We start from the raw sequence: 15,268 nt of genomic DNA on the forward strand, positions 1-15,268 counted from the left end.
ATACATTTGTAGGGAAATGATGAGGTGAAAGGGATGCAAGTAACAATCAAGGATGTCGCAAGAGAAGCGAACGTTGCACCATCAACGGTCTCGCGTGTAATTGCCAACAGTCCGCGCATCAGTCAAAAAACAAAAGAACGTGTCCGCCAGGCAATGGAAGAGTTAGGCTACTATCCGAACGTCCATGCCCGGAGTCTTGCCAATCGAACGACTCAAGCGATCGGTCTTGTCATGCCGAGTGCGGCAACGAAAACACTGCAAAATCCATTTTTCTCGGAAGTTATTCGCGGCATTAGTACGAAAGCACATCAAAACGGTTATTCCTTATATATGACGACGGGGGTTTCGGAAGAAGAAGTTTACGAAGGCGTTGTCTCGATGGTTCAGGGTCGTCGAGTGGATGGCGTCATTGTCTTGTATTCCCGAACAGATGACAAGGTCGTTCAATTTTTACAAGATTCGAAGTTTCCGTTCGTCGTTGTCGGGAAACCATTTAGTGATTCCTCACATGTCACGTACGTTGATACGGACAACTATCTTGCAGGACGAGAAGTCACGAAGTATTTACATCAACTCGGACACGAATGCATCGCGTTTGTCGGAGGATCGCAGGATTTAGCGGTCACGCAAGAACGGGTCGGTGGGTATAAGACAGCTTTAATGGAAGAGGGACTACCTATCCATGAATCTTATATCGTCAGTGCACCATTCATGACGACCGGAGGAGCGGACGCCGTCAAACGGTTGATGTCGCTGGAACACCCACCGACGGCTGTCGTCGTCAGTGATGACATGATGGCGCTTGGTGTCATGAGTACGCTGAATGAGATGGAAATCAGTGTGCCTGATCAAATGGCCGTCGTCAGTTTCAACAATTTATTCATCGCGGAGTTTTCCAGTCCGCCGTTAACGTCGGTTGAAATCAACATCTTCGGTTTAGGATTTGAAGCAACGAACTGTCTGATTGAACAAATGAACGAAGAGGCGACACCCTATGGCAAACGTGTCATTGTTCCTCATTATTTAGTTGTGCGTCAATCTTGTGGCGGCACGGTAAAATAATTGAATACCATCCTGAAACACCACTTTTCCGTTCAGGAAAAGTGGTGTTTTCTTTTGAAGAAAAAAGAACCGTAAACCAATCAGGAACACGAAATGACCGTGCGAATCGAAAAAGATTTTTATTTTCGTGCAAACGATTGCATTAACGATGATTATGTGTAGAATAAAGAATGTAGAGAAAATAAAAACGCTTACAAAAAAGGTGCTTGAGCATCTATGTGATTAATAATAAAGGAGCGACTTATAATGAAACGATTGTTTGATATTAATGAGTGGAAAATTACGGAGCAGGGTTTTCATCCGGAGGATAACCGCCTTGCTGAATCGATGACGGCGATTGGGAACGGCCATATGGGAATGCGCGGAAACTTTGAAGAAGATTACTCGGGAGACACGCATCAAGGGATGTACGTCGCCGGTGTCTACTACCCAGATAAAACACGGGTCGGCTGGTGGAAAAACGGGTATCCGGAATATTTCGCAAAAGTTTTGAATGCGGTGAACATCATGGGACTTCGTGTTTCGATCAATGGAAAAAATGTCGATCTGAACGAGTGGGAAGTTGTCGACTTCAAACGGGAACTCGATATGCAGCATGGAGTTCTGACACGGACGATGCTGATCAGAAATGGTGTGGAGGAAACAAAAATTGAATCAAAACGTTTCTTCTCGATCGTCGATAAAGAACTGGCTGCACTTCGATATACAGTCACACCCGTCAACTTTGATGCGGAAGTGGTCATCGAATCATACCTGGACGCTGACGTCGAAAACGAAGACTCCAACTATGATGAGAAATTCTGGCTTCCTGTAGAGCACGGAGCGGAAGAACGATTTGCCTATGTTACTTCTAAAACGAAGAAACTGGATTGGCACGTCACAGCGGCCATGATTACCGATGTCGAGGGTGCGAGATGTGAAGTGCTTGAAAGTACATTACAGTATGTCGCGAATCGTTTCACGAAACAGGTACCGGCAGGCGAAGCGGTGACAACTGAAAAATTAGTAGCACTCGTGACGAATCGTGATTATGAAATTGAAGACTTATTGGCGCAGGCGATGAAACGTGTCAACGACGCGTTTGATACCGGATTTGATGGAGTGCTTGCAGCGCATGAAGCGGCCTGGTTGAAGCACTGGGAAGAAGCGGATGTGAAGATCGAAGGCGATGTTGAAGCGCAACAGGGGATTCGTTTTAACATCTTCCATATGTTCCAAACATATACAGGCGAAGATTCCCGCCTGAACATTGGACCAAAAGGATTTACCGGGGAAAAATACGGTGGCGCGACCTATTGGGACACAGAAGCATACTGCCTGAACTTCTATCTTGCGACATCGAAGCCTGACGTGGCTTGGAACTTATTGAAGTATCGTCATAACCAATTGCCGCAAGCGAAAGAAAATGCGGATAAGAATGTTGGCATGAAGGGTGCGTTATACCCGATGGTGACAATGAACGGGGAAGAGTGCCACAATGAGTGGGAAATCACGCATGAAGAAATCCACCGGAATGGTGCGATTGCCCATGCAATCTATAACTATACGAACTACACAGGAGATACGTCCTACCTCGGGCAATACGGATTTGAAGTACTTGTTGAAATCGCACGTTATTGGGCGAGTCGCGTCAATTATGTCCCGCATAAAGATGTCTATATGATTCTTGGTGTCACAGGACCGAATGAGTACGAAAATAACGTCAATAACAACTGGTATACGAACTTGATGGCTGCTTGGTGTCTTGAGTACGCTCAGACGGTCTACCGTCATCTTGAGCAAGAGGAACCGGCACGTCTGGAAGAATTGATTCATCAATTGGCTATTACGGATGAAGAATTAGCTCACTGGGCCGATATTGATCAGAAAATGTATTATCCGAAAGACGATTCCGTTCCGGATGTTTTCATGCAGCAAGACGGTTTTATGGATAAAGAACAGATTATGGTCGCGGATCTTGATCCAAAACATCTTCCTTTAAATCAAAATTGGTCATGGGACCGTGTCTTGCGTTCTGTCTTCATCAAACAGGCCGATGTCCTGCAAGGACTCTATTTCCTGACAGATCGTTTCTCAATCGAAGAGAAGAAGAAAAACTTTGATTTTTATGAACCGCGGACGGTTCATGAGTCATCCCTTTCACCGTGTATCTATTCCATCATCGCGGCAGAAGTCGGTTATGAAGAAAAAGCCATGGAACTTTATCAGCGTTCCGCACGGCTTGACCTTGATAATTATAACAATGATACAGAAGATGGTCTCCATATCACATCGATGGTCGGATCGTGGATGTCGATCGTTCACGGGTTTGCCGGACTTCGTGTCGAGCAGGGAACGCTGTCCTTCAAACCGATGTTGCCGAAGGGCTGGACCAGTTATTCGTTCCGGATGCAATGGCGCGGACATCATATCTTGGTTCAGGTCAAACAGACAGAAGTGTGTATCGAACAAAATGTGGGTGGAGCATTCACGTTACAGCTTCATGGCGAAACAGTTGAAGTCCCGGCAGAAGGTGCGGTTACAATCCCGGCTTCCATGACCGTCTGATAAAATCGAGAAAAGACAAAACCGTAAGTTTTATATGAATCAGGGTGGCAGATTTCATATCTGCCGCCTTTTTTCATTTGAAGAAGAAAGTGTTCAACTTCTGAAAATGAGAGCGTTATCAAAAAAAGAAATATAATTCTTTCTTCATCTTGACTATCCGGACACAATTGTTATGTGCTAAAGTGTTCCAAGATAGTTTACGAATGAGAGGAGAACAAGGTGTGACAGCGGTTGTAAAGGAAAGTATGTTAAAAGTGATTGTCGCCTCGATTGGCGGGTTCGTCATCGCAGTAGCGATGAACTGGTTCTTGATTCCAAGTGGTGTTTACTCGACAGGATTTACAGGACTGGCCCAAATTTTAACGCAGGTCTTGCAAGGAACGGCGTTTGCTTTTGGGGAAAACGTCTGGTTTTTAGTCTTGAACTTGCCCTTGATTGTTTTGGCATGGATTATGCTCGGACGCAGTTTTACCATCATTACATTGATTTCCGTTTTGGCGACAACGATTTTTATCGGACTTATTCCTCAGTATGCTGTCATTCCGGGTGATCAGACACTCAATGCCGTGTTCGGTGGTGTCTTGCTGGCGATCGGAACGGGGATTACGATTAAATTCGGGGCATCGACGGGTGGTTTTGATATCGTTGCGTTGATTTTCGCGCGTTTCTCTGACCGTAGCGTCGGATTATACCTGTTTGTGTTGAACTTCCTGATTGCAATCCTCGCTGGAGCGTTGTTTGGTTGGTCAACGGCACTGTACACGATTGTCTTCATTTATGTCACTTCAAAAGTCGTCGATGAAATCCATACAAGCAATCAACGGTTGACGATTTTCATCATTACGAATCATGCCGACGATATTACGACGGCACTTCACCAACACATCATTCGAGGCATCACCCAGATGCCGGCAATCGGTACGTATTCACGGGCTGAGAAGTCGACGCTGATGATGGTCATCGAACGGCACGAGTTGCGCGATATCGAGCGCATTTGCCGCGATGCAGACGAAACGGTGTTCATCAACGTCGTTGCGACAGATTCTGTAGTCGGATACTTCCGCAAAGGATGATTGAAAATTAGGGGGGCACAACAACAAAGCCGGCTTTTCTGTCTGATGGACAGAGAAGCCGGCTTTGTTTAATGACATCAAATCAGACCGAGGACATGTTTCAGGTAGTAGGCAATCCCGTCTTCCTGGTTCGACTTCGTTGTGCCGTTAGCAACCAGTTTTAACGCGCCGATGGCATTGCCCATCGCGACGCCATGCCCGACATACTCGAGCATTTCCAAGTCATTTTCTTCATCACCAAAAGCAATGATCTGTTTTTGTTCAATCCCGAGATGACGCGAGACTTGTTGTAAACCTATGGCTTTACTCGTACCTTTTCGCATGACCTCGACCATATATTCCGGTTTGACCCACTGGCGGTTTAAGACCGTTTCGGCATGAATGCTCGAAAGTTCGGACCGGATTTCCTGGACATGTTCGCCTTTCGCATGAATCAGCAGGGATGTCGGTTCATGTTGCAAGACCTTCCGTAAATCACCTGTCGTCACGGATAAGGCATGATCCGTGTAGAATTCATAAATACCGGTCGGATCGTTTTGGAAGTAAACATGATCCGTCACTTCGCAGACGATATTTTGTGTTTTCGAGTCCGCTACCGATTCCAAGATGTGCTGAAAAGTTTTCAGCGGAATCGGATGATGGCTGACTTCAAAATGACGGTCTTGCGGATGGTGAACAAGTCCGCCGTTAAAATTGACGATCGGTGTCGTCAATCCGAGTTCGTCGTAATAGCGTTTGGCGTGCCGGAAAGGACGCCCTGTCGCGATGACGATTTCATGACCGTTGTCGCGTGCAGTTCTTAACGCATGTAAGTTGGCCTGACTGATGGTTTTGTCGTCGCGTAATAATGTCCCGTCCAAATCGACGGCAATCAGATGACGTTGCATAGGATACTCACTCCACTCTGGATTCATTACGCTTACTGTAGCATAATCGGCTGAAAAATATCTGAAATTGCCTGCTTTTTGAATTCAGGAAAGCGTTTAAAAAAATCGGAGAAAAGCTGTCTATGGTCCTAAAAAATGATATACTACGAAACGTAGGACATTAAAAAGTAAGTTAAGAAATGGAGGGGGAAGAATGCGTTTTCTCGTTACATTCTTCTGGTCGTTCTTACTCGTGAACACAGCTGTGTTCATCGTATCAGCGGTCGATGCAGTCACGTATAACTTCGGATTCGCGACAGCTATGTCAGTCGTGACTTCACTTGTCGTCTTCGCACTTGATGCAGTCAACGAAGATCTTGGTCTTGGTCAAGGGACAAAGGCAGAATAAGGTAAAAGCGAGATATCGTCATTCGGACGATAGGCTCGCTTTTTATGATTTAGCTGAGAACACTCGTGACTTTAGTGACGAGTAGTTCAAAGTTTAGGAGGCAAGTGATGATTGTACTTAAAAATGTGACCCTAGCCGGGGGAGTAACGGATGTATGGGTTGGTGGGGGAAAGATTCTCGCAATCGGTTCCTATACAATGGACGAACGGCTGATTACGCAGACGATTGACGGATCAGGCAAACAATTGGTCCCAGGATTACTCGATGGACATGTTCATCCGATCGGCGGAGGCGGGGAAGGTGGTTTTTCGACACGGACGCTGCCACTTTTGGCAACTGATTTTCTGGAAGCCGGCGTCACGACTGTCGTTGGATTACTGGGAACAGATGGATGGACGCGGACTGGAATCGATCTGCTTGCGCACATGCGCGGCTATATGAGTCAAGGTATCCGTTCCTTCCTCTTGTCAGGCAGTTACGCGGTCCCTCCGGTTTCGATTACGCAGTCAATTGCGGAAGATATCCTGTTGATTAACGAAGTCATCGGGATTGGTGAGATTGCCATCAACGACCATCGTTCGACACATCCGACTGTTCCTGAGGTGGCACGACTTGCTTCGCAAGCACGGATTGCCGGTCTTTTAAAGGGGGTCCGGGGGACGATGAATGTTCATATCGGGGACGGAAAACATGCGCTTGACCTGCTCAACGAAGTGGTCGAAACGACCGATATTCCGATTACACAATTTTTACCGACCCATATCAACCGCAGCGAACGGATATTTGACGCCGGTTTACGTTGGGCGAAACAAGGCGGACGGATTGATTTTACGACCTGTACGACGGAAACGTTCATTGAAGAAGGGGAGATACCAGCAGGTCAGGCACTACAGCGTGCTCTTGCTGCCGGTATCCCGTTACGTCAGATTACGATGTCGAGTGACGCAGGGGCCAGCTTACCCGCCTTTGATGAAAGCGGGAAACTGCTTCGTCTTGAGACCGGAAAGCCGACATCGATTTTGGATGCGGTCCGTGATGCGGTGAAACATGGCGTGCAGTTAAAGGACGCGATCCAAACTGTTACATCAAACGTCGCAGAAGCATATGGCATTTCCGGAGGACTCATCCAGGAAGGCGAGCGTGCTGATCTGTTACTGATTGATGACGCTTTGCAAATCGATACGATTCTTGCAGAAGGGCGTGCTATAATGATTCAGAAAAAATGGCTGTTGCCAAAATGACGGAGGGATACTGTGTCAAAGAAATCTAACCGTGTAAAACCAACAAAAAAACCGCAATCGAAAGCCAACTGGATTACAGCTGGTGTGATCGCGCTGATCGTCTTAATCGGGGCGACGATGTTACTGTTTACGGATCGAGAGGATTCTGCATCGAAAAACGGTAATTTAACGGCCGGTCAAGTGGCGGATAAGCTGAAGTCCGGCGATGAATTTTACACGTATTTTTATCAGACGGGATGCGTACACTGTGAGAAAGTAAAACCGTATTTAGTGCCACTCGGTGAGAAACAGGACATTCCATTTGAACAAATTGATCTGGCAGTTGAACAGTCGGCTTGGGATACGTTTGCCATCGAAGGGACGCCAACTGTCGTTCATTTCAAAGATGGGAAAGAAGTCAGCCGGGTATCCGGTGAGCAGACAGAAGACGCCTATAAAGAATTTTTCGCAGGTAAAGCCGTTAAAAATTCTGAAGAAGAGTCGTCAGGTGATTTAAATGATTAAAAAATGGTTCTTTACGCAACTGTTTGAACTGAACGGTCATCCAACCGTCGCGAAACAACTGCGTCGCTTTGCGATGAGTCCGGTCAGTCGACCGCTGATTCAACCGTTCGTTAAGATGTATGATTTACAAATGCATGAGGCCAATCAGCCGCTTGAATCGTATAAGTCGTTACATGAATTGTTCGTTCGAAACTTAAAAGAAACGGTTCGTCCGATTGACGGGTCAGAACAGGCTGTCGTCAGCCCGTGTGATGGCGTTTTATCCGTTGTCGAGGATTTGACGGAAGAAAGTCGTTTTACCGTCAAAGGACAGACGTATTCAGTTTCCGAGTTGCTCGGTTCGCATCACGAAGCCGATCACTACATCGGAGGACGGGTATTGATTTTTTACCTCAGTCCGCAAAATTATCATCGTGTTCATGTACCGGTTGATGGGACAATCCGGACCAGTTACACGCTCGGCCGTGATTCGGCACCGGTCAACGATCTCGGTCTTTCCTATGGGAAACGACCTTTGACGCGGAATTACCGTCGGGTCACACGTATCACACATGGGGAACACGCACTTGAACATGTCATGGTCGGTGCCTTGAACGTGAACACCATCGTCCAAACGAATCAAAACCGAGAAGTCAGACGGGGCGATGAGTTCGGCTATTTTTCATTCGGCTCAACAGTCGTCTTGATTTGCCCGAAAGATGCCATCACATTAGAAACGGACATCAAAGGTCCGGTTTTGATGGGGCAACGCATCGGTTATTGGAATTCATGAATGGAGACGCTCCCGTTACGAAGGGAGCGTTTCGTCATGCTTAGGAGGAAGCTATCATGCAGGTTTTAATGTTTACGGGAGCATCGGGTTCGTCGCTTCAAATTTACGGGGCCTTATTCATTTTTTTAGTGACCTATGCATTTATCATCAGTGAAAAAATTAGTCGGGCAATTGTCGCCCTGTTAGGTGCATTAGCAATGGTGATATTCGGCATCGTCCGGTTGGAATCTGCCTTGTTTGAATACGTTGAATGGGGAACAATCGTCTTATTGATCGGGATGATGATTTTAGTGACGATTGCCAATCAGTCCGGATTGTTTGAATACATTGCCATTCGGGCGGCTAAAAAAACAAAGGGAGATCCGGTAAAAATCTTGATTTTACTATCCGGATTGACGGCACTCGGATCTGCCTTTTTAGACAATGTCACGACGGTCCTGTTGATTGTTCCAATTACGTTTTCGATTACGAAGGTCTTAAAAATCAAGCCGTTTCCATTTTTACTGGCGGAAGTCCTGTTTGCCAACATCGGTGGAACGGCCACATTGATCGGTGACCCTCCGAACATCATGATTGGAGCCGCTAATCCGCATTTGACGTTCAATGCCTTCTTATTGAACCTCGCACCTGTGATTGTGCTGATTACAATCGTGACAATCGGTATTTTGTATATGATTTTCCGCAAACACTTACACGTGGAACCGGAAGACCAACAAAAATTGATGGAGATTGACGAAAACAGCTACATCGTCAGCCGTAAATTAGTCACGCGCAGCAGTATCGTCCTGGTAAGTACGATTGTATTGTTCGTCATTCATCCGTTACTGAGTCGAATCGGTCTTCATTTGGAAGCACCTGCCATCGCAATCCTAGGAGCGACTATCTTAATGCTGCTGACGATTGAAAACAACCACCAATTGGAGGAAGTATTCGCCCGGGTAGAGTGGACGACAATCTTTTTCTTCGCGGGACTGTTTATCTTAGTCGGCGGAATTCAGGAAGTGGGCGTCATCCGTTTCTTGGCAGAAAAAACAATCACGTTGACAGGGGGAGACATCCAGACGACAGCAACCGCTGTTCTTTGGTTATCCGGCATTGCCAGTGCGACGATTGATAATATTCCGTTCGTCGCGACGATGATTCCATTGATCAATGATGTGGCGACAGGAATTGGATTGTCACCCGACAGTCAACAAGTCGACGTCTTATGGTGGTCCTTGTCGCTCGGAGCATGTCTTGGAGGGAACGGAACATTGATTGGCGCGTCAGCCAATGTGATTGTCGCGGGATTAGCTACGCGGCAAGGGGAGAAGTTCACCTACGGAAGATTCTTACTTTACGGGGCTCCGATCACCATCGTAACGCTGATTATTTCGCAACTTTATTTATGGATCCGCTATTATTGAAGAAAATTTTTGAAACGGAAGAGACATGTACTCTTTCGTTTTCTTTTGGTCGTCGCTCTATCAAATGGATTGTGCTATAATCGAACGATAAGAACATAACTGTTTCTTAAACTTAACTATAGAGCTAGACCATTATCTGGAGGTTTTATTCTTGTTTAAACGACTTTATCCAAAACATTTTGTGGCGTCGATTTATGATATCGACTTAGAGATGTTAAAACGAAACGGTGTCAAAGCAATTTTGACGGATCTTGATAATACACTTGTTGCTTGGAATATTGCCGATGCTCCAGACGAATTGGTGTCATGGCTCGATATGGTGAATAACCAATACGGATTTGACGTCATCATCGTCTCGAATAATAACGGCGATCGAGTCAAGAAATTTGCGGATCCACTTGGCTTACATTATATTGCACCGGCCCGTAAACCTTTACCGATTGGTTTCAAACGTGCGTTGACGGAATTTGGTTATCACGCGAAGGAAGTTGTCTTCCTTGGAGATCAATTGTTTACAGATGTGTTAGGCGCAAATTCAGTAGGTATCGAAGTAATTCACGTTCAACCCGTCGTCAAGACAGACGGTGTCGTCACAAAATTTAATCGCTTGATGGAACGGTTGATTTTCCGTCGGATGAAACGCAAAGGGATCTACAAATTGACGCAACGTGTCAAAGAAGATCCGGCAGTGTTAAAACACCCGATTGAGACCCTTCGTCAAGATAAGCAGCAATGACCCTGTCATACCGGTAGATGAAAGGATAGGCAGCAGTCGCAACATGTACGGCAAAAGGTCGGAAGTTACGCTCTTGGAGTGGCGTGCAGGGCGCTACGTTGAATAGAGAAGGGAAAGTCCCGATGCGGCTCAACACACACATGGAAGAAATCAATTGCGCAGGCTGTGGTGTCGCGATCCAAACAGAGGATCCGAAAGCACCTGGTTATGCGCCTAAATCTGCACTTGACCGGGAAATGGTCATTTGCCAACGTTGTTTTAAACTGAAGCATTACAACCAAATTCAAGACGTCGCATTAACGGACGATGATTTTGTCAAAATCTTAGATGGAATCGGTCAAAAAGATGCATTAGTCGTTAAAATTGTTGATATCTTTGATTTTAATGGAAGTTGGTTACCCGGATTACACCGTTTCGTCGGAAAAAATGATGTTTTGCTCGTCGGAAACAAAGCCGACTTGCTACCAAAATCACTTAATCCGAATCGCTTAATGAACTGGATGCGCCAAACATCAAAAGAGCTGGGCTTACGTCCGGTCGACGTGCATCTGATCAGTGCGAAAAAAGGACACGGTGTGGATGAACTGGCAGAGAAAATCGATTATTACCGCAAAGGACGCGACGTTTACGTCGTCGGCTGTACGAACGTCGGTAAGTCGACATTGATTAACCAAGTCATTAAACGATTCGGGGAAGAAGAAGAGGCGGTCATCACAGTCAGTCACTTCCCGGGAACGACACTTGATTTAATTGATATTCCGTTGGACGATAACTGTAATCTGTACGATACACCAGGAATCATCAATCATCACCAAATGGCACATTACGTGGATGCAAGAGACTTGAAGTTGATTACGCCGAAAAAAGAAATCAAGCCGCAAGTGTTCCAAATTCATCCACAACAAACATTGTTCTTCGGTGGTCTGGCTCGTCTTGACTACATGGAAGGCAACAAACGGTCATTCGTCATCTATATGTCAAATGACTTGAAAGTACACCGGACGAAGCTCGATAAAGCAGACGATCTGTATGCGAATCATAACGGAGAATTGTTATCACCGCCGAATGAGAAGACGCTTGAGATGCTTCCGCCGCTCGTTCGACACGAGTTCAGTCTACGCGACAATATGAAAACGGATATCGTTTTCAGTGGACTCGGTTGGGTGGCAGTTCACGGAAAAGGCGGACGAGTTGCTGCCTACGCACCAAAAGGTGTTGCTGTCTCATTACGTGAGGCGCTTGTCTGATGCAATTTGCTGTCATCGGTCATCCGATTGCCCATTCGCTTTCACCCATGTTGCATGAAACATGGCTGAAGGCGGCTGGGCTTTTCGGTTGTTATACCACGGTAGATGTCGAAGTGAACGGATTGGAAGCGTTCGTTCAGAAGGTAAGAAAACGGCAGTTTGATGGAATCAATGTGACGATTCCGCATAAGTCGGCGATCATTCCTTTTCTTGATCGTCTGGAGCCGGCAGCAGTACGCGCCGGTGCCGTCAATACCGTCTATTGGGACGGGGAGGAACTGGTCGGTGCCAATACGGACGGAACCGGATTTGCCCGCGCCCTTGCGACACGAACGAATGCGAAAAACAGTTTAGTGATTGGAGCAGGCGGAGCGGCCCGCGGCATCATTCCAATGCTTCCCGGTCATGTTACTGTCATGAACCGGACGAATCAGACGGCTGAACAGGTGGCTGCTGAATTCGGGCAATCTGCTGTTCCTTGGTCGAGCACACTGGATTTGATGCCGTATGATGTCATCATCAATACGACTTCTGTCGGAATGGCGCCCGCGATTGATCAGACGCCGATCGAATTGACAGCGACGACGGCTTTGATTTGTGATATTATTTATCGACCGACCCCGACCCGTCTTTTGCGGGAAGCGACCGCAAACGGGCTTGATACACTAGATGGTGTTTTAATGTTTGTACTACAAGCGGCTGAAGCGTTTGAACGCTTCACCGGTCATAAACCTGATCTCGCACTCGGCGAGCAGGTGATTAGAAAGCAATTGGAGGAATCATAATATGTTAACAGGTAAACAAAAACGGTATTTACGCGCGACGGCACACGACTTAAGCCCGATTTTCCAAGTCGGAAAAAACGGTGTTGGTGAAGCGATGTGTGCAGATTTGATGGATGCACTTGAAAAACGTGAACTCTTGAAAGTTCAAGTTCTTCAAAACTGTGCTGACGCTCCGAAAGATGTCGCGGCTGAGCTCGTTGACGGAACAAATGCCGAACTCGTTCAAGTCATCGGAAAAGTCATCGTTCTCTACAAGGAATCGAAAGAGAATAAGACGCTTCAATTACCACGATGAAGATCGGTTTGATGGGCGGAACATTTGATCCACCCCATATCGGTCATCTGCTGATTGCCGAACAAGCGAAAGAGCAACTTCAACTGGATGCGGTCTGGTTTTTGCCGGCAAAACTGCCGCCGCACAAACAATCGACCGTGACGAGTGCGGCGAAACGGCTGCAACTTGTCCGAGAAGCCGTCCGGGACAATCAGGATTTTTCAGTCTCCGAGATTGAGTTCGAACGGGAAACGAAATCGTACACGTTTGATACAATCCGGGAACTGAAGAGACGTTATCCCGAGCATGCATTCTTTTTCCTGATCGGTGCGGATTCATTAGTCAGTTTAGGGACATGGCACCGGTCGGAAGAATTGTATAAGGAAATCGAATTCGGGGCAGTTGCACGTCCGGGAAGTCGTTATTTGATTCCGGAAGGCGCGCGTGTCACGGCAGTCGACATGCCGTTGCTTGAAGTCTCTTCGACTGACATCCGTCAACGGATGGCGAGAGGACGCAGCATCCGTTATCTTGTTCCGGAACCGGTCCGACAATTAATCGAGGAGTGGAACCTCTATGCGACTTGAAGAAGCGAAACGAATCATTAAGGAAACGTTGCCCGAAAAACGCTACATCCATACACTCGGCGTAGTCGAGACCGCCATTCAAATGGCACGACAATACGGGGTTCAGGAAGATAAAGCTGCTTTGGCAGCCATGTTGCACGATTATGCGAAATATCGGAATGTGTCCGAGATGCAGCGTGTAGCAGTGGAACTTGGACTGGATGAATTACTCAATTATGATGAAGAATTGTTGCATGCACCGGTCGGGGCAGAACTCGTCAAGCGAGAACTCGGCATCGAGGACATGGAGATTTATCAAGCAATTGCTCATCATACGACGGGCGCTCCGGATATGCCGTTGCTCGATCAAATCATTTTTGTCGCAGATGCGATTGAGCCGAATCGTCAGTATCCGGGTGTCGAACAGCTTCGGCAGATTGCGCAGGAAGATTTGACGCAAGCTGTCATTGCGACACTTGTCCAGACGATTTCATTTTTATGCAAAAAACAAACAGTGATTTTTCCGTTGACGATTGAGACGTATAATGCGTTCGTTCCGGAAAAACGAAAGGGGACCGTCCTATGACAGTCGAACAAGAATTAAAATTAATCGTAAATGCAATTGATGATAAACGTGCCGAGGACATCGTCGTACTCGACATGTCGAGTATTTCGCCGATCGCGGATTACTTCGTGATTTGTGAAGGGAACTCGGAAAAACAAGTTCAAGCCATCGCGCGTGAAGTGAAAGAAGTCGCCCACAAAAACGAATTACCAATCAAACGACTAGAAGGAATGGATGCAGCGCGCTGGGTCCTCGCGGATCTTGAGAGCGTCGTCGTACATGTCTTCCACCGTGATGACCGTGATTATTACAACCTTGAGAAACTATGGGCAGATGCTCCTAAAGTCGAAGTCGAGATCGACTAATGGCGTACGAACAGTTTGCGTATGTCTATGACGAACTAATGCAAGATGTCCCGTATCCTGAATGGGTCGCGTGGGTACTTGAACAGGTCGAACCCGGCAAAAGAATCGCAGATATCGGTTGCGGGACCGGAACGGCAACCTTGTTACTGGCTGACCATTATGAAGTCACCGGCGTCGATTTATCGGAAGAGATGCTTGAAATTGCTCAAGAAAAAGCAATGGAGACCAATCGGCACATTGATTTTTGGGTACAGGACATGCGGGAACTGGAATTGCCGGAACCGGTGGATGCGATAACGATTTTATGTGATTCCTTGAATTACTTGCAGACGGAAGCAGATGTCAAACAGACATTCGACAGTGCAGTACGTTTGTTGACGGACGGTGGAAAGTTGTTGTTTGATGTTCATTCCCCTTATAAAATGGAGACATTATTTAACGGGAAAACGTACGCGACCCATGCTGAGCAAAGTTCGTATATCTGGTTCGCGGATCCCGGTGAAGAACCGTTATCGGTTGTCCATGAACTGACCTTCTTTATTGAAGGCGAGGACGGCCGGTACGATCGTGTCGACGAGACACATCATCAACGGACGTATCCGCCTGAACAATACATTACCTGGTTGCGCGAAGCAGGTTTTCGTGTATGTGCCGTAACCGGTGATTTTACATCCGATGCACCGACTGAAACAGCCGAACGTATTTTTTTCGTTGCTGAAAAAATATAAACGTCTCTAACCATCAACGGATCTCATGTTGATGGTTTTTTTATGTTGTTTTAGGTTAGCAAGGCAATTGGTTGAAGCAAGGAAAACTAAATGAAACGAAAAGAGGGGCATGTCACCGGATA

Annotated in this window: 17 protein-coding genes; 16 read left to right on the plus strand and 1 reads right to left on the minus strand. The window is 46.6% G+C overall.

Translation table 11 applies throughout. The features are described 5' to 3' along the window. Nucleotides 1-33: 33 nt before the first annotated feature. From HNY42_RS05350 to HNY42_RS05360, 3 genes are all read left to right on the plus strand, one after another. A complete protein-coding gene (locus HNY42_RS05350; protein WP_131973239.1) occupies nucleotides 34-1,062 on the plus strand; it encodes a LacI family DNA-binding transcriptional regulator in 1,029 nt (342 codons plus the stop codon). Nucleotides 1,063-1,308: 246 nt separating this feature from the next. After that, nucleotides 1,309-3,609: a glycoside hydrolase family 65 protein gene (locus tag HNY42_RS05355; RefSeq protein WP_188005216.1), complete on the plus strand. Its 2,301-nt coding sequence runs from the start codon at nucleotides 1,309-1,311 to the stop codon at nucleotides 3,607-3,609. A 221-nt stretch (nucleotides 3,610-3,830) separates the two neighbouring features. Further along, complete coding sequence (locus tag HNY42_RS05360; RefSeq protein WP_012369661.1) at nucleotides 3,831-4,682, plus strand: YitT family protein; 852 nt, start codon at nucleotides 3,831-3,833, stop codon at nucleotides 4,680-4,682. Between the two features lie 77 nt (nucleotides 4,683-4,759). On the opposite strand, the gene HNY42_RS05365 is transcribed toward HNY42_RS05360, so the two are convergent. Beyond that, entirely contained in the window at nucleotides 4,760-5,569 is an 810-nt protein-coding gene (locus HNY42_RS05365; protein WP_188005218.1) for a Cof-type HAD-IIB family hydrolase, read from the minus strand. 193 nt (nucleotides 5,570-5,762) lie between these two features. Between HNY42_RS05365 and HNY42_RS05370 the strand changes: the two genes are divergently transcribed. The 13 genes from HNY42_RS05370 to HNY42_RS05430 all read left to right on the plus strand — a co-directional run bounded on the left by HNY42_RS05370 (nucleotide 5,763) and on the right by HNY42_RS05430 (nucleotide 15,146). Further along, a complete protein-coding gene (locus HNY42_RS05370) occupies nucleotides 5,763-5,957 on the plus strand; it encodes a YjzD family protein (RefSeq protein ID WP_012369663.1) in 195 nt (64 codons plus the stop codon). 107 nt (nucleotides 5,958-6,064) lie between these two features. Continuing rightward, entirely contained in the window at nucleotides 6,065-7,198 is a 1,134-nt protein-coding gene (gene iadA, locus HNY42_RS05375) for a beta-aspartyl-peptidase (protein WP_188005219.1), read from the plus strand. 12 nt (nucleotides 7,199-7,210) lie between these two features. Next, a complete protein-coding gene (locus HNY42_RS05380; RefSeq protein WP_131973235.1) occupies nucleotides 7,211-7,702 on the plus strand; it encodes a thioredoxin family protein in 492 nt (163 codons plus the stop codon). After that, nucleotides 7,695-8,474 carry a phosphatidylserine decarboxylase gene (locus tag HNY42_RS05385; protein ID WP_131973234.1) on the plus strand — a complete coding sequence of 260 codons (780 nt, stop codon included), beginning with the start codon at nucleotides 7,695-7,697 and terminating at the stop codon, nucleotides 8,472-8,474. Before HNY42_RS05380 ends, HNY42_RS05385 begins: the two co-directional genes overlap by 8 nt. A gap of 56 nt (nucleotides 8,475-8,530) precedes the next feature. Next, the gene (locus HNY42_RS05390; protein ID WP_131973233.1) at nucleotides 8,531-9,880 is read left to right on the plus strand and encodes an ArsB/NhaD family transporter; all 1,350 of its coding nucleotides are present in this window, start codon (nucleotides 8,531-8,533) and stop codon (nucleotides 9,878-9,880) included. A 151-nt stretch (nucleotides 9,881-10,031) separates the two neighbouring features. Further along, a complete protein-coding gene (locus HNY42_RS05395; protein ID WP_012369668.1) occupies nucleotides 10,032-10,616 on the plus strand; it encodes a YqeG family HAD IIIA-type phosphatase in 585 nt (194 codons plus the stop codon). A 140-nt stretch (nucleotides 10,617-10,756) separates the two neighbouring features. After that, complete coding sequence (gene yqeH, locus HNY42_RS05400; RefSeq protein ID WP_026829033.1) at nucleotides 10,757-11,863, plus strand: ribosome biogenesis GTPase YqeH; 1,107 nt, start codon at nucleotides 10,757-10,759, stop codon at nucleotides 11,861-11,863. Further along, nucleotides 11,863-12,648 (plus strand): shikimate dehydrogenase, encoded by a 786-nt coding sequence (aroE, locus tag HNY42_RS05405; RefSeq protein ID WP_131973232.1) that lies wholly within the window; start codon nucleotides 11,863-11,865, stop codon nucleotides 12,646-12,648. The genes yqeH and aroE overlap by 1 nt, the downstream gene beginning before the upstream one ends. Before the next feature lies 1 nt (nucleotide 12,649). Further along, on the plus strand, nucleotides 12,650-12,943 hold the full coding sequence (gene yhbY, locus HNY42_RS05410; protein WP_012369671.1) for a ribosome assembly RNA-binding protein YhbY: 294 nt from the start codon (nucleotides 12,650-12,652) through the stop codon (nucleotides 12,941-12,943). Beyond that, nucleotides 12,940-13,509 carry a nicotinate-nucleotide adenylyltransferase gene (gene nadD / locus HNY42_RS05415; RefSeq protein ID WP_131503918.1) on the plus strand — a complete coding sequence of 190 codons (570 nt, stop codon included), beginning with the start codon at nucleotides 12,940-12,942 and terminating at the stop codon, nucleotides 13,507-13,509. The genes yhbY and nadD overlap by 4 nt, the downstream gene beginning before the upstream one ends. Continuing rightward, nucleotides 13,499-14,074 (plus strand): bis(5'-nucleosyl)-tetraphosphatase (symmetrical) YqeK, encoded by a 576-nt coding sequence (yqeK, locus tag HNY42_RS05420; protein WP_131503919.1) that lies wholly within the window; start codon nucleotides 13,499-13,501, stop codon nucleotides 14,072-14,074. Before nadD ends, yqeK begins: the two co-directional genes overlap by 11 nt. Continuing rightward, nucleotides 14,071-14,418 (plus strand): ribosome silencing factor, encoded by a 348-nt coding sequence (rsfS, locus tag HNY42_RS05425; protein ID WP_131503920.1) that lies wholly within the window; start codon nucleotides 14,071-14,073, stop codon nucleotides 14,416-14,418. The genes yqeK and rsfS overlap by 4 nt, the downstream gene beginning before the upstream one ends. After that, on the plus strand, nucleotides 14,418-15,146 hold the full coding sequence (locus HNY42_RS05430; protein WP_188005220.1) for a class I SAM-dependent DNA methyltransferase: 729 nt from the start codon (nucleotides 14,418-14,420) through the stop codon (nucleotides 15,144-15,146). The genes rsfS and HNY42_RS05430 overlap by 1 nt, the downstream gene beginning before the upstream one ends. Nucleotides 15,147-15,268: the final 122 nt, after the last annotated feature.

It is taken from the genome of Exiguobacterium sp. Helios, assembly GCF_014524545.1.
In the GTDB taxonomy this organism is placed as follows: domain Bacteria; phylum Bacillota; class Bacilli; order Exiguobacteriales; family Exiguobacteriaceae; genus Exiguobacterium_A.